Annotated in this window: 19 protein-coding genes and 1 pseudogene; 10 read left to right on the top strand and 10 right to left on the bottom strand. The window is 60.4% G+C overall.

Annotated elements, in window-relative coordinates; genetic code table 11:
- From ACR64R_RS00580 to ACR64R_RS00560, 5 genes are all read left to right on the top strand, one after another.
- Positions 1-837, top strand: coding sequence for an alpha/beta hydrolase (locus tag ACR64R_RS00580; RefSeq protein WP_487359761.1), 837 nt, complete (start codon positions 1-3; stop codon positions 835-837).
- A 311-nt stretch (positions 838-1,148) separates the two neighbouring features.
- Positions 1,149-1,427, top strand: a complete 279-nt coding sequence (locus ACR64R_RS00575; protein ID WP_487359760.1) for a low affinity iron permease family protein — start codon at positions 1,149-1,151, stop codon at positions 1,425-1,427.
- Positions 1,428-1,496: 69 nt separating this feature from the next.
- Positions 1,497-1,745 carry a hypothetical protein gene (locus tag ACR64R_RS00570; protein WP_487359759.1) on the top strand — a complete coding sequence of 83 codons (249 nt, stop codon included), beginning with the start codon at positions 1,497-1,499 and terminating at the stop codon, positions 1,743-1,745.
- Complete coding sequence (locus ACR64R_RS00565) at positions 1,739-1,870, top strand: hypothetical protein (protein ID WP_487359758.1); 132 nt, start codon at positions 1,739-1,741, stop codon at positions 1,868-1,870. The genes ACR64R_RS00570 and ACR64R_RS00565 overlap by 7 nt, the downstream gene beginning before the upstream one ends.
- On the top strand, positions 1,864-2,877 hold the full coding sequence (locus tag ACR64R_RS00560; RefSeq protein WP_487359757.1) for an ATP-dependent DNA ligase: 1,014 nt from the start codon (positions 1,864-1,866) through the stop codon (positions 2,875-2,877). The genes ACR64R_RS00565 and ACR64R_RS00560 overlap by 7 nt, the downstream gene beginning before the upstream one ends.
- 24 nt (positions 2,878-2,901) lie before the next feature.
- Here the strand turns inward: ACR64R_RS00560 and ACR64R_RS00555 are convergent, their stop codons facing one another.
- Positions 2,902-4,113, bottom strand: a complete 1,212-nt coding sequence (locus ACR64R_RS00555; protein ID WP_487359756.1) for an NAD(P)/FAD-dependent oxidoreductase — start codon at positions 4,111-4,113, stop codon at positions 2,902-2,904.
- Between the two features lie 124 nt (positions 4,114-4,237).
- Between ACR64R_RS00555 and ACR64R_RS00550 the strand changes: the two genes are divergently transcribed.
- Positions 4,238-4,507 (top strand): hypothetical protein, encoded by a 270-nt coding sequence (locus ACR64R_RS00550; RefSeq protein ID WP_487359755.1) that lies wholly within the window; start codon positions 4,238-4,240, stop codon positions 4,505-4,507.
- A 391-nt stretch (positions 4,508-4,898) separates the two neighbouring features.
- The gene (locus tag ACR64R_RS00545; protein WP_487359754.1) at positions 4,899-5,321 is read left to right on the top strand and encodes a hypothetical protein; all 423 of its coding nucleotides are present in this window, start codon (positions 4,899-4,901) and stop codon (positions 5,319-5,321) included.
- Positions 5,322-5,362: 41 nt separating this feature from the next.
- On the opposite strand, the pseudogene ACR64R_RS00540 reads toward ACR64R_RS00545, so the two are convergent.
- The 4 genes and pseudogenes from ACR64R_RS00540 to ACR64R_RS00525 all read right to left on the bottom strand — a co-directional run.
- Positions 5,363-5,546 (bottom strand): annotated as a pseudogene (locus tag ACR64R_RS00540) (PQQ-dependent sugar dehydrogenase); the annotation flags it as partial.
- A 107-nt stretch (positions 5,547-5,653) separates the two neighbouring features.
- The gene (locus ACR64R_RS00535; protein ID WP_487359753.1) at positions 5,654-5,884 is read right to left on the bottom strand and encodes a KTSC domain-containing protein; all 231 of its coding nucleotides are present in this window, start codon (positions 5,882-5,884) and stop codon (positions 5,654-5,656) included.
- A 290-nt stretch (positions 5,885-6,174) separates the two neighbouring features.
- The gene (locus ACR64R_RS00530) at positions 6,175-7,056 is read right to left on the bottom strand and encodes a PfkB family carbohydrate kinase (RefSeq protein WP_487359752.1); all 882 of its coding nucleotides are present in this window, start codon (positions 7,054-7,056) and stop codon (positions 6,175-6,177) included.
- Positions 7,053-7,922, bottom strand: a complete 870-nt coding sequence (locus ACR64R_RS00525; protein WP_487359751.1) for a MurR/RpiR family transcriptional regulator — start codon at positions 7,920-7,922, stop codon at positions 7,053-7,055. The genes ACR64R_RS00530 and ACR64R_RS00525 overlap by 4 nt, the downstream gene beginning before the upstream one ends.
- On the opposite strand from ACR64R_RS00525, the gene ACR64R_RS00520 reads away from it, so the two are divergent.
- The gene (locus ACR64R_RS00520) at positions 7,828-8,400 is read left to right on the top strand and encodes an ATP-binding cassette domain-containing protein (RefSeq protein ID WP_487359750.1); all 573 of its coding nucleotides are present in this window, start codon (positions 7,828-7,830) and stop codon (positions 8,398-8,400) included. The genes ACR64R_RS00525 and ACR64R_RS00520 overlap by 95 nt on opposite strands.
- On the opposite strand, the gene ACR64R_RS00515 is transcribed toward ACR64R_RS00520, so the two are convergent.
- The 3 genes from ACR64R_RS00515 to ACR64R_RS00505 all read right to left on the bottom strand — a co-directional run bounded on the left by ACR64R_RS00515 (position 8,372) and on the right by ACR64R_RS00505 (position 10,480).
- Positions 8,372-9,358: a sugar phosphate isomerase/epimerase family protein gene (locus tag ACR64R_RS00515; RefSeq protein WP_487359749.1), complete on the bottom strand. Its 987-nt coding sequence runs from the start codon at positions 9,356-9,358 to the stop codon at positions 8,372-8,374. The genes ACR64R_RS00520 and ACR64R_RS00515 overlap by 29 nt on opposite strands.
- A gap of 148 nt (positions 9,359-9,506) precedes the next feature.
- Positions 9,507-9,947 carry an RbsD/FucU family protein gene (locus ACR64R_RS00510; RefSeq protein ID WP_487359748.1) on the bottom strand — a complete coding sequence of 147 codons (441 nt, stop codon included), beginning with the start codon at positions 9,945-9,947 and terminating at the stop codon, positions 9,507-9,509.
- Between the two features lie 329 nt (positions 9,948-10,276).
- Entirely contained in the window at positions 10,277-10,480 is a 204-nt protein-coding gene (locus ACR64R_RS00505; RefSeq protein ID WP_487359747.1) for a hypothetical protein, read from the bottom strand.
- A gap of 472 nt (positions 10,481-10,952) precedes the next feature.
- Here ACR64R_RS00505 and ACR64R_RS00500 point away from each other — a divergent pair, with 472 nt between their 5' ends.
- Both ACR64R_RS00500 and ACR64R_RS00495 read left to right on the top strand, forming a co-directional pair.
- Entirely contained in the window at positions 10,953-11,825 is an 873-nt protein-coding gene (locus tag ACR64R_RS00500) for a hypothetical protein (protein WP_487359746.1), read from the top strand.
- Positions 11,826-12,159: 334 nt separating this feature from the next.
- Entirely contained in the window at positions 12,160-12,675 is a 516-nt protein-coding gene (locus tag ACR64R_RS00495) for a lipocalin family protein (protein WP_487362585.1), read from the top strand.
- Positions 12,676-12,744: 69 nt separating this feature from the next.
- Here ACR64R_RS00495 and ACR64R_RS00490 read toward each other — a convergent pair whose 3' ends face one another.
- Entirely contained in the window at positions 12,745-14,475 is a 1,731-nt protein-coding gene (locus ACR64R_RS00490; protein WP_487359745.1) for an SEL1-like repeat protein, read from the bottom strand.
- A 1-nt stretch (position 14,476) separates the two neighbouring features.
- Positions 14,477-15,883, bottom strand: coding sequence for an HlyD family type I secretion periplasmic adaptor subunit (locus ACR64R_RS00485; RefSeq protein WP_487359744.1), 1,407 nt, complete (start codon positions 15,881-15,883; stop codon positions 14,477-14,479).
- Positions 15,884-15,887 lie beyond the last annotated feature (4 nt).

Genomic DNA, 15,887 nt, shown 5'->3' with positions numbered 1-15,887 from the left:
ATGGACAAAGATCCGTTTCGCACGCGCGATCACGTCCCGGAGTTCGACGACATCGTCGCCGAGATTCGGCGCAGAAGCGCGGAGACGAGAGCGAAAATCCCCATGGTCGCCGATGTGGCTTATGGGGCCGACCGCCGCGAAACCCTTGACCTGTTTTTCCCCGAAGGCAGACGCAATCGGCTGCCGGTGCACATCTTCATTCACGGCGGCTATTGGCGCATGTTCTCGAAAAGCGACTATTCCTATGTCGCCGAGACTGTAACAAAGGCAGGCGCGATAGCGATCATCCTGGGCTATGCCCTGATGCCGGCAGTGAGAATGGCTGCGATCGTCGACCAGATACGTCGCGCCAGACGATGGGTTGCTGAACATATCGCGAGCCACGGCGGCGACCCTGCCATGTTGACCGTTAGCGGGCATTCTGCCGGCGCCCACCTCGCAGCGATGCTTTTCGATGACGACATCCGACCTTCAGGCATCAAAGCCGCACTCCTGCTGGGCGGCATTTACGATTTGAAGCCGCTACAGACATCGTTTCTCGCCAGCGAGATCGCAATCACCGACGAAGAAGTCGAGCTGTACTCACCAATCAGCCATCGCTTCGATCCCTCCGTCCATGTCGAGATCGCGGTCGGGTCCGACGAAACTCTGCCTTTCCATCGCCAGGCCGCTGCCTTCACGGATAGTCTCCAACGGCAAAGGCTAAGCGCATCCCAAACCAAGCTTGTGGCAGCCAACCACATGAGCAGTGTCCGAGACATCGGTTTGGCCGGCACGCAGACCGCGGCGCTGTTGACCAGGACCATGGCGAGCGTGCGAGGTTTCGACCACCCGTAAGTGCGGCTCGTGAACGATCACGCCTTGCTTCCGCGCCAGCGGCATCGATATCGCCCCGGCGCCCTCAAAGCGGGGTGTTTCTTCCGCAAGCGGAAATGCGTTCGGCGCAAGAGTTGGGCGGCAACTCTGCGCCTGTACGCTTCCCAATTGTGGCGAGGGCGAAGCAGGAATTATCGGCAGCAGCGACATGTCGTGCGAGCTCGACGGGAACCTATGGAACGGAACCGCCGTTCGAAGGAATGGCAAGATACCGGATACGCGAAGCTCTCACCAACATTGGAACGTTGACGGCGAGACCGTCGGCATTTCTTGTGCTGGCCGGCTTCACTGGGGCCTGGCTCATCTTCGAGCGGGAGACCCTCGACTGGCACGGCATCGCGACCCTCGCGACCTGGGCGATGACACTGCTGATCCAGCGAGCCGAGCACCGTGACACGCAAGCTCTGCAAGCAAAGCTGGACGAGTTGATCACATCAAGTCGAACGGCGAGCGACGCGGTCGCGGGAATCGACGAGAAGGAACCGGAAGAGATCGAGAAAGTGCGCGACAAGCGCAGGAACATATCGGAGCGCTCGCGGTTGGACACTTAGCGGCGGCGGTAGGCACCACTATGCGCTGCGCTGCCTTCTCCTCGTCTCGAACCCCAACAGGAAGATATGATGTCGCTTACCGCTTTCGCGCTCACCGACGGCCGGGGAGGAATCCTCCACCGACAGGATGCTCTCGGATCTGGCACGCCGCTGACGCTTGGCTATGATGCAAACCCCGACGAAGTAGCGATGCATGTCGGGACCTTCGACGATCCGACCAAGCTTGAACCTCGACACAATTACGGTTCCTCGCATCGGCTCGGCAGGGTTTGCTGCGGCATCGACCTGTCGCATCGTGACACGGAAGAACGATGGTGACGGCGCGAAACCACGATTTTCCGCTGCCGTTGGATACGTCTCCGATGGAAGCGCGAACCGCTGAAATCCTGCCGGAGCAAGGCGGCATCGACCTGTCGCATCGTGACACGGAAGAACGATGGTGACGGCGCGAAACGACGATTTTCCGCTGCCGTTGGATACGTCTCCGATGGAAGCGCGAACCGCTGAAATCCTGCCGGAGCAAGATGGTCCCTGGCTTTATGAGCCGAAATGGGATGGGTTCCGCTGCCTTGCCTTCAAGGATCGCAAAATCATCGATCTCAGGGCGAAGTCCGGCAAGCCGCTTGGCCGGTATTTTCCCGAGTTGGTCGCGACGCTGGAAGGTTTGCGCGCCAAAGACTTTGTCGTCGACGGCGAGATAGTCATCGAGATTGATGGCAGCGCCTCCTTCGAGGCGCTGCAGATGCGGCTGCATCCCGCGCAAAGCCGCATCCGTAAGCTGAGCGTCGAGACGCCGGCACGGCTGATCCTGTTCGACATGCTTGTTGCGCCGGGCGGCAAGATCATGCTGGAACAGCCCTTGGGCGATCGACGCAAGGCGTTGGAAGCTATGGTGGCAAGGGCGGCGGCTGATGGGTTGCGGCTCTCGCCGTCCACCATCGAAGTCGCCACCGCCCGGCAATGGCTGCAGCGCGCCGGCCACGGGGCGACGGACGGCGTGGTCGCCAAACTGCTCAACGGCCACTATCGTCCGGGCGAGCGCGCCATGGTCAAGGTCAAGCGGCTGCGCACTGCCGACTGCGTGGTCGGCGGTTTCCGCTACCTGAACGGCAAGCGGCAGGTGGGCTCGCTCTTGCTCGGCCTCTACGACGGTAGCGGGATGCTCGACCACGTAGGTTTCACCTCGACTATTCCCAACGACGAGCGCGCCGCTCTGACCACGAAACTCGAGAAGCTGCGCGGAGGATCGGGCTTCACCGGCAAGGCGCCGGGTGGCCCTAGCCGATGGAGCACGGAGCGGAGCGGCGACTGGGAGCCGGTGAGGCCGGAACTGGTCGTCGAAGTGCGCTTCGACCACGTCACCGGCGACCGTTTCCGGCACGGCACGAGGCTCCTGCGCTGGCGACCCGACAAGGCGCCGCAACAATGCACATTCGAACAGATCGAATAGCCCCCTGGCAACGGCCTGAAGCCGTCATGTGGCGAAGGTGAACAGACTTGCGTCCGCATCATCACTGCCGGCGATGGAGGCCGAGACAATCTCGGATGCGATCTGTGAAAAAGTAATTCCGTTGCCGCCATAGCCCATCACCGCATGCACGCGCGGATGCCCAGGCACAGTGCCTATGATGGGCAGTCCGGTGCTTGTGGCTCCGAAAGAACCGCTCCACGCGAATTCAGCCGCCGCGTCGAGTTGGGGGAACATCTCACCGAGTTTCTCCTCGAGGCGATCCGTCTTTTGCGCGGTCAAAGCATCGCGCCGTTCTTCGTCGGTGAACTCCTCGTCCTCACCACCGCAGATCACGCGGCCGTCGGATGTGGCACGGACATAAAGGTACGGATCCGACGCCTCCCAGATCATGGCGGCAAGCGGCCAGAGCTTTTTGGGCTGAGGTCGCGTCGCGATCGCCCATGTCGAGATGATGCGATGGGCGGTATTCGGCACGATATCGAGCAGTTCGTATCCGGTCGTGAGAACAAGATGGCGAGCCCGGATAAGAGGACCATCTCGGGTAGCCACCGTCACGCCCAGCCGGTTGTCCTCGACCGCAGTCGCTTCCACCGGCGCATAGAAACGCGCTCCGCGCCGCAGGGCCGTGTTCAGCAGTCCGGAAGTCAGTTTGCGGGGATCGAGCACCAGATTGCCGTGGCTCAGAATCGCCGCGGCGCGATCAATCCCGAAAGTCTCTTTAAGGCGCTGGCGTGTCAGGATGGACGCTCCGATTCCCGCCTCGCGTCGTGCTTCCGCCTCGCGGCGCAAGTCCGACGCATCGAGCTTGTTGCCGGCCAGATAAAGCGAGGGGGTGCTTGCCGATCGACAGCGGATTTCGAGTTCGGCAATGCGTCCGCCCAGGTTGAGCAACGACAGTTGCGAGCGCCGCCAAGCCTGTCGAGCGGCATCGCTTCCGATCATCCTGGCCAGCCTGATGAGCGGTTGATCGATCTCGAACTGGACGAGCGCCGTCGTGGCTGCGGTCGATCCTCTCAGCGGCCCGCGCCTATCGATGCAAATCATGGAGTGGCCATCGCGGGCAAGGGCTTCGGCCATCATGGCTCCGCTGATACCCATGCCGACGATCAGGACATCGGTCTTCACATCTCGGGTCAGGCGATCCGCCGGCACTGAGGGAGATCGATAGGCCGACCAGACTGGAGTGCCGCTTCTGAGATCGAGTTTGCGAGACATGAGAACTTCCGGTTGCGCACGATAAGCCGCAAAGCGCGATGCCGTTCCATGCGAACATGGCGCGCGAACTGGAACCTCTCTCCTCGCTAACGGTTCTCAGTCGAGGCTGAGCAAGGAGAAAGTCATGGGCCCGAGCGACAAACAGCGGCCTGCAAAGCAGGACGAAACCGGAGCACCAATTATAAAGGAACAGGATTGGGATGTCCTCGGGGGTACCAGAATCCCGCCCGTCACTATCAACGGTGATTTACAAGACCCTGCCGAGGGAGAGCTTGCGGAAGAAGATGACGACAACCCCTTCCAGGAGAGCGACGATGCCCTTCCTGACGATGAGGAAGAGCGTGCTTTATCTCGGGATTCCTCCAGAGAGGGCAGCCGGTTTGACGAGATTTAGATGTGGAGACACTTGCGGCTCAATAAATCCAATGCGGCGCCGAGTGAGATGGGGCGCAATAGTGCGTCGCGCCTAACTTGGCGCCAATGGCGTCTCAAGGCTCATCACCTCAAGGCGATGCACGCTGCGAGGACTGCGTGCGCGGCTGATCTCCACCTGTCGTGGACTGAGGCGTCGGATTCTTGTCCACCTGGGTACTTTGATCTGCCGGCTGGCCGTTGACAGTGTCGGTCTTTGACGTTGCCGGGTCGGATGATGTGTCGGAAGCCGGTGCAGTTGAACTTTGGGCGGGGCGCTGCGTCGACGGAGATTTAGCATGCTCTCCATATAGTTCGGCAATGCCCCACGCGACGCCGGCCAAGAGCAAACCTCCGATGAGGATGTACAGCACATGAGTGCCGGTTCGACCCTGTCGGGCTTCGTTTGTCGGGACTTCGTTCGCCATCTCGAATACCTGCTTCTTGGATTGCCTGATGGAACAACCTGCTGGCGAAGCGCAGGTTCCATCGCGGGCTCGAGGGAATCGCGACCAGTTGTCTGTCTACCGCAGCCGGCACCGTCCGAGGCGATCTGCAGCAGCATGGAACATAAGCGTCATCTGAAGGTTCGCTTTGGGAACGCGCTTATCACCATCAACGCCATGGAGCTTGTTATGGCCAACACCCCTTCGAAAGATCATCGCATTTCGGACAAGGAAGCCCTGCGGATAGCTGAGCAAACCGACGTTTCCCCAAATCAGGCAAAAGACTTGGCCAAAGAGCACGGGAAAGCGAAGGCCAAGGAGGAAGCCCGGAAGACCAAAGACGAAGGCTGAGCGGGGTCGAACGCTGCCGATGCGGCGCCCCCAACAGCTCTTCACGAAGGCGGAGCCGCGGCCGTCACCCGCCACACGGTATTCCCCACGTCGTCGGCGATGAGCAGCACGCCGGACTTGTCTACGGCAACACCGACCGGACGGCCCCTCGCCCTTGTCGTTGAGGAAACCTGTTATGACGTCCTGCGCGATGCCGTTCGGATGGCCGCCGCTGAACGGCACGAAGCGCGTTGCTCTCGGGCTCAAACGACAGGCCGTTGGGGTTGCGCAGCCCGCTGGCGAGAATGCGCGAGCGGCCGCTGGCGCGGTTTGGCGACGGACGCGGGAGCCGTTCAAGCTGATCGTTCTTGAGGTCTGTTGCCATGCTCGACAAGCCGGAAGCTGTAGCGGTCTCGGATGTGTTCGTTGAAGAATCGCCCTTTCGACATGGCAGCCTTGAATGCCAGATATGTTCGCGGCTCCACGTCCGCGTACTCATAGCGGTCGCCGCTTGGGACGAACCATATCGAAAGAATTTTCGTCGACGGATCGTAGTGGGTGTTGCGGATAGCAGAGGACGGCATCACGCACCTCCTGCGTCCCTAATCCCCGGAGGCTTACGAGGTTCCTTGCCAGCGCCGGCCGCTCGGATCGCCTCAGCCTGTGCGCCATCCGCAACGTCACAGCGAATGGTTGTTGCCCTGTGGCCTCCGAGGCGAGTTCGGCGGTCGCCTGGTCCATAGTGTCCTCGTTCCAATCAACAGCGCCACGGAGGCCGACATTCCATCTGTTTGTGGAGGCGCTGCGGCACGGGATCGAGGCGCGCTGCCTGCGTATGCTTGGCGAGAGCTCACAGTGTTTCGCAGCTCCTGCCCTATTCGGGACTCTGCGGCATCTCCGACACGTGACGTGCTGCGGCATGGTTTGCAGCGCCGACAGAGGCCGAGAAGGAAAGACCGGTCGCCAGTCCTGCTGCCAACGTGCCGACGAACACGTCTCCGGCACCATGGGTGCTTACCAATTTCACGGGCAGTGCAGGCAGGCTGACCAAAGCCTCGCCACGCTTCAACCCAACCACGCCACTGCCGCCTGCAGTCACGATCACCGTGGCGAATGATCCCGACATGGCTTCAGCGGCCAAAGCAGCGTCGGCCAGACTCGCAACCGACACCCCGCATAGATCTTCGGCCTCGATGGCGTTGACTATCAGAACGTCGATCAGCTCCGTGAACTCGCCTGCCATTGGACGATAGGGCGCGGCGTTGACACAGACGACAGCGCCGGCAGCCCGTGCGGCACGAGCCGCAGCAATGTTGATGGCCTCCGGCATTTCGTTCTGCAGGATGAGTACGCGCGCGCCTCGCCATATCTCTGCATGCGTCACTGCCTTGGGATCTACCTGGAGATTGGCTCCAGAGACGATCACCGCCCCGTAGTCCCCGCCTTCATCCAAGATGGCGACGCTCATGCCGGAGGCTGTATCGGCAAGACGCGCAACCTTCGAGATATCGACATTACCTTGTTCCAATGCTGTCAGCAGGAACCGGCCGAAATCGTCATCACCCACCGCGCCCGAAAACCGGACCTGAGCACCAGCCTTAGCGGCTGCCACGGCCTGGTTGCCTCCCTTGCCACCAAACTTTGGTCGCCAGCTATAGCCGGTGACCGTCTCGCCCTTTCGCGGGAGGTGGGGTGCGTCGACCATGATGTCGTAGTGGAGGCTGCCGACCACGACGACGATTGGCATGTCCGTCATGTTTGCCGCCGTTTGCTTGTTACCGCGCCCATCGTCGCCGCCAGGTTTCTTTCCGCGGCTGCGAGGTCGCGCTGCGCAACAGCCGCGAACACGGCGTCGAAGACCACCAACTGAGCGATGCGGGCCGCTGCGTTCTCGCCAAGCAGCGGAGAACCCTGTGCCGTCGAACACAGCACGACATCCGCAATCGAGGCTATCGGCGAACCGGCATAGTTGGTGAGACCGATGATGCGAGCGCCATTCTTGCGCGCGAGTTCCAGCGGTTCGATGACGGCGGTAGTGGTGCCAGAATGAGAGAAGCCGATCGCGACATCGCCATCCGACAATAGCGCAGCCGACATCAGCATCATGTGCGCGTCGTCGAACACGCTGGTACGCACGCCGATGCGTAGCAGCTTGTGAGAAACGTCCCTGGCGATCTGTGCTGAGCCACCTATGCCGTAAAGGTCGCGCTGCCTTGCGTTGAAGATCAGTTCAGCCGCACGCTCGAAGGCTGCGGGGTCGAAAATTGACAGGGTCTCTTCAATCGCATGAATCGACGTCCGAAAGACCTTCTGTGCGATCTCCAGGCCTGTATCTTCGGGAGAAAGCTCCTGGTGCAATTCGGCAGTCGGCAGGCGATTGTAGTCGTCGAGGGCACTGCGAAAATCCCTGAAGCCTGTGAAGCCGAGCTTCTTGACTATCTTGATGATCATCGCCTCCGAGACACCCGCGTCGTCGGCTATCGTCTTCAACGGCGTCGCCGCATCGAAGTCCCGTCGTCCGAGAATCATGTCGACCACGCGGGCTTCCAGAGGTGTGAGATGGGGCATCATCATCCTGATGCGTGGCCCCACCGTCCTTGGATCATTGAAGGAGATATTCATTCTCGGCCTCTCGTCGCGCGATCATCAGCATCGCTACGGGGATGATAGTGCCAGCGGAGAGAAGTTGGTAGAACGCTTGGGCATTCAACAGGGTGAGGCTGCTGCGGAGGCTGCCAAGGATAAACGTTCCGAGCAGTGTGCGAACGATCGAGCAAACGGCGCCGGCAAGTCGACACTGCCGAACATCCTCTACGGAGTCTTCCCTCCCTCTTCAGGTCACGTTGAGATCGATCGGGTTCGAGTCGTCGGCCAGGGCCCGATTGCTGCGGCACGGGCCGGCATCGTGATGATCCACAGGAACTGCAACACGTCCCCGATCTCACTGTCGCACAGAACATGTTTCTCGGACGCGCAAAGGCGCAGCCGGCAAAAAGGGACTTCATGCGTAAGGACCTCAGACTTCCTCCCGCCTGAGCCGGTCACTACGCCGCCGGCGAGCGAACGTTCGGTCAGGCGCTGCCGATCAATGCCGTGTTGACGATTCTCTGGCTGGCGACCGCATCCTGGCTCGCCATGGCAACTCCCAGCTGGTTGTTGCCGTCGAGACGGTCGACGATAGCGAGCAAGCGGTTGACCGTGGCGATATTGGCTTCGCATTCCGCGACGGGATCGAGCCCGCTGACATCCGGAAAGGTGTCGAAATAGAGCGCGCCGCTATAGCCGTCATGTCGGATCTGGCGCAGCAACTCGAGCGTCGAGCGGAGATGCACGGAACCGACCATCAGGCCGTCATCACGCTTGGCGTAGGCGTCATTCAGATGGACACCGAGCAGCTTGCTGCGGCGATGGATGAGATGCGAGGCAAATGCCGGTTGTTCGCCGGCATAAAGCGAATGGGCAAAATCCATCGTGACGCCAAGGTTCGGTGCCCCGGCTTCCGTGATCGCCAACAGCGTGGTCACGGCATCGCGCAGTAGGCTGTGCGCGCGAGGCTCGTCCGGCTTATACTCGATGCTAATCTGACATTCTGGATCGTGCTCCGCGACCTCGCGAATGCCTTCGATCTCCCAGTCCCAAGCCTGCTTGTAGTCGAGCTGGAAATTATAGTCGAACCCATCCTGGCCAAGCCACACAGTCATGAGATGAACACCCATCTCGCGCGCGGCATCTATCCCGCGCTTGGTGAGATCGATTGCCTCGCGCCTTACAGATTCGTCAGGATTTGTGAAGGCACCTCTCTTAAAGCCCGGGTTCGTGTAATAGCGCATGGCCAAGCCATTGATATTGAGGCCAAGGTCAACAATGCGCTGCCCCAATGCTTTGGGTTTGCCGCTGACATGGTCGGGATAATTCAGATCCAGATCCGTCAAACCTCTGACGGTAGCCGCCCTTTGAACCATCTGCATCATGCTCGGCTTTACCGTCAGGTCGGGCCAGAACAATTGCGGAGCAGAGCCGAAGGAGTTCAAACGAGTGGCAAAACGCGGAGCAATCATTTCGGTCGCCTTCTTATAACATCACAAAAAATACAAAAGTTGTGAAGCTGTCAAGTTGTGGCGATTTGATTTCTCGGTACTACCCTCAAGGTAACCGCAAATCGGGAGATTGCAGCCGACATGGTACTCAAGTGGCGAAAGTTGCGGGCTAAACGACGCCCTTGCGAAGGATGAAGCACCCGTAAGGGCCGGGGTCCGACGTTCGGACGACGGCAAAGCTTGCCCGTGCAGCGGCATAGAAATCGAATCGTTCAAGCGCTTCAAAGGGCACCGCCCTTCCCTCAAGGCGATCGACCAGTTCCTGCACCCGCTGGTGGATCGGCATCACCTGGTCCGGCTTATCAACGACCTTCATGCGTTTGACCGGTTGTGCCACGAAGGTGTCCAAAGGCATCAGCGAGAGGATGGCTTCGACAGCACGCGGGATGTCGCAGCCAGGCATGTCGACGAGTTTTCCATAGGTGGTTTCCTTGGCGATCGTGACGGCGGGGTGATTTACGTCGCAGACCAGAACCTCGTCTCCATGGCCCATTGACATGAGGACCATCAGCATTTCAGCCGACAATGTTCGATCAATACCCTTCAACATTGTCCTCTCCCGGACGCGCTGCCCCGATTGGTATGGGCTTAAAAGAGCATTTCCGGGCTCGTCGGTCCATTCGAGATTTGCCGTCGATGACGTCTGTTGTGGAATAGCCGTCAAGATGCCCTGAATGGCCGACTTGGAGGCGCATAGCTTCCACGGCTCCACTCCGACATGGAGCCGCACCCGGTTAGACTTCCGTAGCTTCGGCGAGTTCGAGCGCATCTGCGCAGCCCGTTGAAAACCCTCCGCATCATCCTCAAATCGTCGAGCGAGACTGAGGCTGGGAAATTGCGAGCTACCATCTGCATCCGCGCCGCGATTCCCAACTTGTATCACAGCGGACACGGTATCGGCTGCTTGAAGCCTTTGTATCCTTTCACGGGACAATCGCAGTTGGGATCAAACTTTGAAGGGGCTTCGTGGCGCTTGCACCCGGGTTCGGTCTTGTAGGCATGACCGGGGACGGAGACGTAGCGACTCTCGTTGACGCAGCCGGCAAGCGCCAAGCCAATCGAAACGACGATGAGAACTTTCATCTGGTTCTATTCCTTACCGATAATACACAGGCATTTTAAATCATTTTTCACCATAGATTCTTTGTCCAAGATCAAAGGAAGCTTAGGACGGTCGGACCGACGATAAAATTTCATTCAGCTTTGCTGCAGCGGGCTTAGCTTCATCGGAGCAAAAATCCGCGGCCCAGCCTTCAGCCTTGGATCTCTCCCGGGACGCTCGCAGGCGGCCAGACCGGACGCTGGCTTGCGCGCGCGCCGACGATCTTGTCAGACAAGTCGAGCGTCGCGACCATTTAAAGCATATTTGTAAACTGTAAAACGGGCCATGACCGCCATTTCGGTGAAGCCCTCGCGTTTGTCCGCAGTTATCCCCTGCTTGCCTGCTCGTGTTAGAGACTGACGCGCTGAGGAATTACACGGCGTCGAAGATCCAAACGCGAATATCTTGCGTAAGAACGTACACGCAACGCAACTACAACGTCGCTGGTGAAAAATGCACACTGCCGGCCAGGCGCCCAGGATTGTTCTGATACTCGGAAGCGCACCCGATGCGGTTGCCAGTCGTTCATGGGAGCGCTCACCGTTCAGATTCATTGTGGCCATAAACAACGCCTGGGCTATCCGCACGGACTGGGACTACCTCATCTATCCCGACGATTTTCCCGACGATCGTCTGCCTACGGCGCAATCGCCTTTCGCCTCGATCGTGAAGTCGGACGAATTCGTGCCTGCGCAAAATGCATTCGGCGGTTTCGTCTATGCCGGCGGAACCATGGCATTCACCGCGGCCTATTGGGCACTTCACGCGCTGAAGCCCGACGTCATGGCTTTTCTCGGCTGCGATATGATCTACCCCAAGACGGGCCACACGCATTTTTACGGCAAGGGCACAGCAGACCCGCTTCGGCGGGACATCACATTGCGGAGCCTCGAAGCAAAGTCGGGACGGCTCTTTGTAAAGGCTTTGCGTGGAGGTGCAATTTGCCTCAATCTTTCCAGCCTGCCCGAAAGCCGCCTGGTTTTCCCCCGCGTCAAGCCTGAGGTTCTCGCCCGCCTGAACGCTCGACGTATCGATGCACTTCGCGCGGCCTTCGCAGGGCGGATTGATTTCGATGCCGCATCGCTCGCGCAATCGCGTGAGACCAATCTTGGCTACTTCGTAGAGGATGGCCGCTACTGGGAACGCACGGCCGAGTTCAGCGAAGCTGAGATCGATCGGATAGACGCTCTCTGGGCCGAATCGGTTGCGCACCTTCCGATGTCGGCCAATGCGCGCGAGGCATGCTGGCGTGGTAACGGCCGAAAGCCCCAACCGTCTGCGCTCTCGAAGAGCCCACCCCCAACAATTGTAGGTGGCGCATTGTGATGACCAGAACGCCCCTGCCGATGCGACACGGAGGCATATCGAGCCCGCGGATGAGGCTGAAAAGGGCTAGATCGTCGGTTCTGATCCTCGGCTTTTCCGGCCTTCGGCGCCGCGCGGCCGAGAAGCCGCCCGAAGGCTCTGCCGATAAAGATCGTCTCACAACCTTGGGTCTCGTCGATCCAAGGTCGCCGTTCAAGGTTTACTCAACTTGCGACCATCGCGGTCCCATAAACACCTTGCACGCTCGACAAATTTGCATGGCGCTGAACGATCCAAAAGTCAGGGCGCAGCGTAATAGATATCGAGAGCCATAGAACCAGAGGCTACAATGAAAATGCGTTTGGCAGCGTTCTGCATCTCGATCTTGGGCATGCTCGGGCCCGTCCCGCTGTCCGCCGAGCCTAATGTCGCGAAGGTCCCGGTCGACCACTATAGAGGCACATGGCTGGAGATTGCTCGTAGACCGATGTTCATTACCGACGGCTGTGTTGCTGGTTTTACAACCTATCGCGCAGGCAAAAGCCCGAAAGAGATCGAGGTCCTCGACGGCTGCCACGCCGGGACACCGTCCGGCAAACTCAAGACGGTTAGAGGCAAGGGCCGCCTCTTGGACGCCGACACCACGCGCGCCAAGCTTCGCGTGCGATACCCCCTCTTTATAACGTTCAACTATTGGGTCTTGTATATATCTCCAGATAAGAGCTGGTTCATCAGCGCCGACCCACAGCTTAAGAATCTTTGGATATACGCGCGCCGGCCCCCAACCAGACACAAGCTATCGATCATGGTAAGGAAGGCTCGAACCCTAGGCTATGACGTTAGCAAGTTGGAGTTTCCTCCAGCCAGATGACGGTGGCGCCGCGCGACAATCGCCCCGCTTCCCCGAAGCCCGCCAAATACTCGAGACGGTACGAACATCTCAAGCCGGCTCGAGGTCGGCAAGCTCATCGGCGGCTTCATGGACACCTTGAGCGACCGCGCGCTCGAGCCAAATGCGAGCCGCAGCTGGGTTGCGCTCGCCGGCGACGCCTTTGGAGAGATAGCGGCCCAGCATGAGTTGTGCATGCCCATGACCTCGCTCGGCGGCGGCCACGAACCATCTCTGTGCCGCCTTGTGATCGGAAGACACGCCTTCGCCAGTTTCGTACAGCGCAGCGATCGCGAACATTGCGCCCACGTGACCTGTGGCAGCGGCCTGTTTGAAAAGGTGCGCAGCGGCCAGCGACGACCGTTCTCCGCCGCGCCCATTAAGCAGCATTTCGCCGAGAGCCGCCTGCGCATCGGCCATGCCGGCGTCCGCCGCTCGCTTGAACCAAAGGCGGGCTTGCGCAAGATCGCTGGCTACACCACGCCCCTCTTGAAGCATGCGTGCGTACATGTACTGAGCCTGCGTCACGCCTTCGGCGGCGCGTCTCATCCAATGCGCCGCCCTCTCCTGGTCCTTGCCTACTCCCACCCCCTCGGAGAAACAGAGGCCGAGATTGAAGGCCGCGACCAAGTCACCTGACAGGGCAGTCGCCTCGAACCATCGCGCGACATCGACACCGTCGTCAGGCCCGACTGCACCTTCGAGAACGAGGTTCGCAAGGTCGACCTGCGATTCCCGGTGGCCTCCTTTTGCGGCCGCGCGCAGCCATCGCTTTCCTTCCTCGGCGTCCTGAGCCACTCCATTTCCAGAGAGATAAAGCGAGCCCAAGGCACGAGCGGCTGCCGGATGCCCTGCCTCCGCGGCCCGCCTGTACCAAGTGGCGGCCTCCGCGTAGTCGGGCTCGGGGCCTCTTATATACCGTTCGCCGAGGCGATAGGCGGCGTCGAGATTTCCGGCCACCGCGGCGCGACGCATCCATGCCTCGCCAGCCGCCGGATCGTGACCTGCCAAGCTGCCCTCGGTCAACGCGAGACCAAGCCTGAACTGTGCAGATGCGAGACCTTTCTCTGCGGCGACCTGATACAGCTGCGCCGCGGCTTGAAGATCAACCGGTACACCTATCCCGTGCTCAGTAAGGGCAGCCAGAAGATAGATGGCTGTCGGCAGACCTGCGTCCGCCGCGCGTTGCACCTCGGCGGCGATCCTTCCCCTATCCTCGGGGCGCTTGCGCCTGGCGAGCGAGAGGGCAAGACCCAGGCAACCTTCCGGACAGCCCGCTGCCGCGGATCTCTCGTACCAGCTATGCGCGGCATCGAGGTCGCGCATTGCTTTGGGGCCTTTGCTCAGGATGTAGCCGAGAACGGCCTGCCCGGTTGCCGATCCAGCTTCGGCCGCTTTGCTGGCGAAGTGGAGAGCCATCGAAAAGGCCGGCGCCTGTGGGGATTCTTTTTCGAATAGGCGCTGCGAACTCTTGCCTAGAGGGTCGTCTTCGTTCACGGCCAGACCGGCCACGAAAAGCGCTGCGAGAAGGGCCTGAGCATCTGCGTTTCCGTGATCAGCTGCTTTACGCAGCCATCGCGCTCCCTCCGATCGGCTTGGCGGCACACCTGAACCTTCGAGGTAAGAGCGGGCGACGCGATATTCGGCTTCGGGAATACCGGCGCGAGCGGCGATCGCGGCATGGGGAAAGGCTTCCGCGAGCTTCCCGCTCTCGGCAAGGCGAACCGCTCTGCGCAACGCCAACGACGGGTGCAACCCAGTCAACCGATCAAGGATCGCCATCTTAAGGCTCCCGCATCGCTTCCTGACCAATCGGCAGCATAGCGCCGAGAATGTATTTGAGGACCGTGCGGCGGCCTACCTTTACATCCGCGGTGACCGGCATGCCGGGACTTACTGCGAAGCCTGAGGGCACGCCATGCAGGGCGACGTCATCGATTGAGATCTGGGTGCGATAGAACAGCTCGGCGTCGGACGGCAACATGGCCAACGAACTGTTCGGGTCGCGCGCCTGCTCCCTGGCCGAGAAGGAGTCGGGGCTGACCGTGCGAACCGTTCCGTGAGCCAAGCCATATTGAGAATAGGGAAAGGTATCGAATTTGATGGCCACCGGATCGCCGACGTGGACGAAGCCGCTGCTGCGGCCGACGACATTGGTCTCGATTTCGAGCACCGCGTCGGCGGGCACTAACGTGATCAACCGTTCCCCGGACTGCAGGACCGAGCCTACGGAAACCTTGGCCACAGATTGCACCGTGGCGTCAGCCTCGCTCTTCAGTTCCACCAGTTGCTTGCGCAGCTTCGCCTTGTTGAGCAATTCGCGGGCATCGGACATACGGGAATTGGCTTCCGACAGACTTTGCGAAACTTCGGCCCGCCAACTCTGGATGTAGCCGTCGCGCTCTGCGGCAAGACCGGCCTGTTGGCGCTTGGCGGCTTCCGTCGTCTGCTCGGCGTTGCTGAGCGAGCGCGACATCTCCGCCGAGTTGTCCTCGGCCAGAAGTGTATTGAGACGGCTGCCGACTTGCCGTACCTCGAGCTGCTTGCGCATTTCCTCGATCGACCCGGCAACGGCAAGGCGCTGCCGGTAGCCCTCGGCGTCTGACTGAGAGCGCGAAATGACGGAGCTTAGCTCGTCGCTCTGGCGGTCAAAGCTTTCCAGCTTCGCATCGTAGACCGCCTTGCGGCGATCGAAGATCGAGGCCTGCAGCGTCCAGCTCGGATCCAATCCATCATAGGTGAAGGGTTGTCCATCGGCCTCGGCCTTCAGTCGGGCAACTTCGGCTTCGAGCGTCGTGACCTGGGTGGCCAACGCCGTGAGATCGGCCGAGGCGAAAGTCGCGTCGAGGCGAGCCAACACCTGCCCGGCTTTTACCTGTTGTCCCTCGCGCACCTCGATGGAGCGGACGATCGCTGTCTCCAGCGGCTGAACGATGATGTTGGGAGATTGTGAGACAACCAGGCCCCGTGTCGTTACAACCTGATCGACCGGTATCAGTGCCGAGACCGTTATCAACGCGACAACCAGTGTGCAGATGATCCAGACGATGTTTCGCGCCACTCGCGGTATGGGCGCATTGGCGACGGCCGTCGATGGCCACTGGAATTCCAAGATGGCGGGCAGTGTCGGATCGCGTGCTTCCGTCTTGCGCCGGCGGACAGAAAGGATGGGATAGGTGGTGCTGCTCATGGCT

This window comes from Mesorhizobium sp. MC2-1-1 (assembly GCF_057597255.1).
This window is presented reverse-complemented; position numbering and strand designations above follow the sequence as displayed.

What these genes read in the sequence shown, in the direction of transcription:
- ACR64R_RS00580 (WP_487359761.1), top strand. Translation starts at nt 1, where the DNA reads ATGGACAAAGATCCGTTTCGCACGCGCGATCACGTCCCGGAGTTCGAC.
- ACR64R_RS00570 (WP_487359759.1), top strand. Translation starts at nt 1,497, where the DNA reads ATGTCGCTTACCGCTTTCGCGCTCACCGACGGCCGGGGAGGAATCCTC.
- ACR64R_RS00565 (WP_487359758.1), top strand. Translation starts at nt 1,739, where the DNA reads ATGGTGACGGCGCGAAACCACGATTTTCCGCTGCCGTTGGATACGTCT.
- ACR64R_RS00560 (WP_487359757.1), top strand. Translation starts at nt 1,864, where the DNA reads ATGGTGACGGCGCGAAACGACGATTTTCCGCTGCCGTTGGATACGTCT.
- ACR64R_RS00555 (WP_487359756.1), bottom strand. Translation starts at nt 4,113, where the DNA reads ATGTCTCGCAAACTCGATCTCAGAAGCGGCACTCCAGTCTGGTCGGCC.
- ACR64R_RS00550 (WP_487359755.1), top strand. Translation starts at nt 4,238, where the DNA reads ATGGGCCCGAGCGACAAACAGCGGCCTGCAAAGCAGGACGAAACCGGA.
- ACR64R_RS00545 (WP_487359754.1), top strand. Translation starts at nt 4,899, where the DNA reads ATGAGTGCCGGTTCGACCCTGTCGGGCTTCGTTTGTCGGGACTTCGTT.
- ACR64R_RS00535 (WP_487359753.1), bottom strand. Translation starts at nt 5,884, where the DNA reads ATGCCGTCCTCTGCTATCCGCAACACCCACTACGATCCGTCGACGAAA.
- ACR64R_RS00530 (WP_487359752.1), bottom strand. Translation starts at nt 7,056, where the DNA reads ATGACGGACATGCCAATCGTCGTCGTGGTCGGCAGCCTCCACTACGAC.
- ACR64R_RS00520 (WP_487359750.1), top strand. Translation starts at nt 7,828, where the DNA reads ATGTCGACCACGCGGGCTTCCAGAGGTGTGAGATGGGGCATCATCATC.
- ACR64R_RS00525 (WP_487359751.1), bottom strand. Translation starts at nt 7,922, where the DNA reads ATGAATATCTCCTTCAATGATCCAAGGACGGTGGGGCCACGCATCAGG.
- ACR64R_RS00515 (WP_487359749.1), bottom strand. Translation starts at nt 9,358, where the DNA reads ATGATTGCTCCGCGTTTTGCCACTCGTTTGAACTCCTTCGGCTCTGCT.
- ACR64R_RS00510 (WP_487359748.1), bottom strand. Translation starts at nt 9,947, where the DNA reads ATGTTGAAGGGTATTGATCGAACATTGTCGGCTGAAATGCTGATGGTC.
- ACR64R_RS00505 (WP_487359747.1), bottom strand. Translation starts at nt 10,480, where the DNA reads ATGAAAGTTCTCATCGTCGTTTCGATTGGCTTGGCGCTTGCCGGCTGC.
- ACR64R_RS00500 (WP_487359746.1), top strand. Translation starts at nt 10,953, where the DNA reads ATGCACACTGCCGGCCAGGCGCCCAGGATTGTTCTGATACTCGGAAGC.
- ACR64R_RS00495 (WP_487362585.1), top strand. Translation starts at nt 12,160, where the DNA reads ATGCGTTTGGCAGCGTTCTGCATCTCGATCTTGGGCATGCTCGGGCCC.
- ACR64R_RS00490 (WP_487359745.1), bottom strand. Translation starts at nt 14,475, where the DNA reads ATGGCGATCCTTGATCGGTTGACTGGGTTGCACCCGTCGTTGGCGTTG.
- ACR64R_RS00485 (WP_487359744.1), bottom strand. Translation starts at nt 15,883, where the DNA reads ATGAGCAGCACCACCTATCCCATCCTTTCTGTCCGCCGGCGCAAGACG.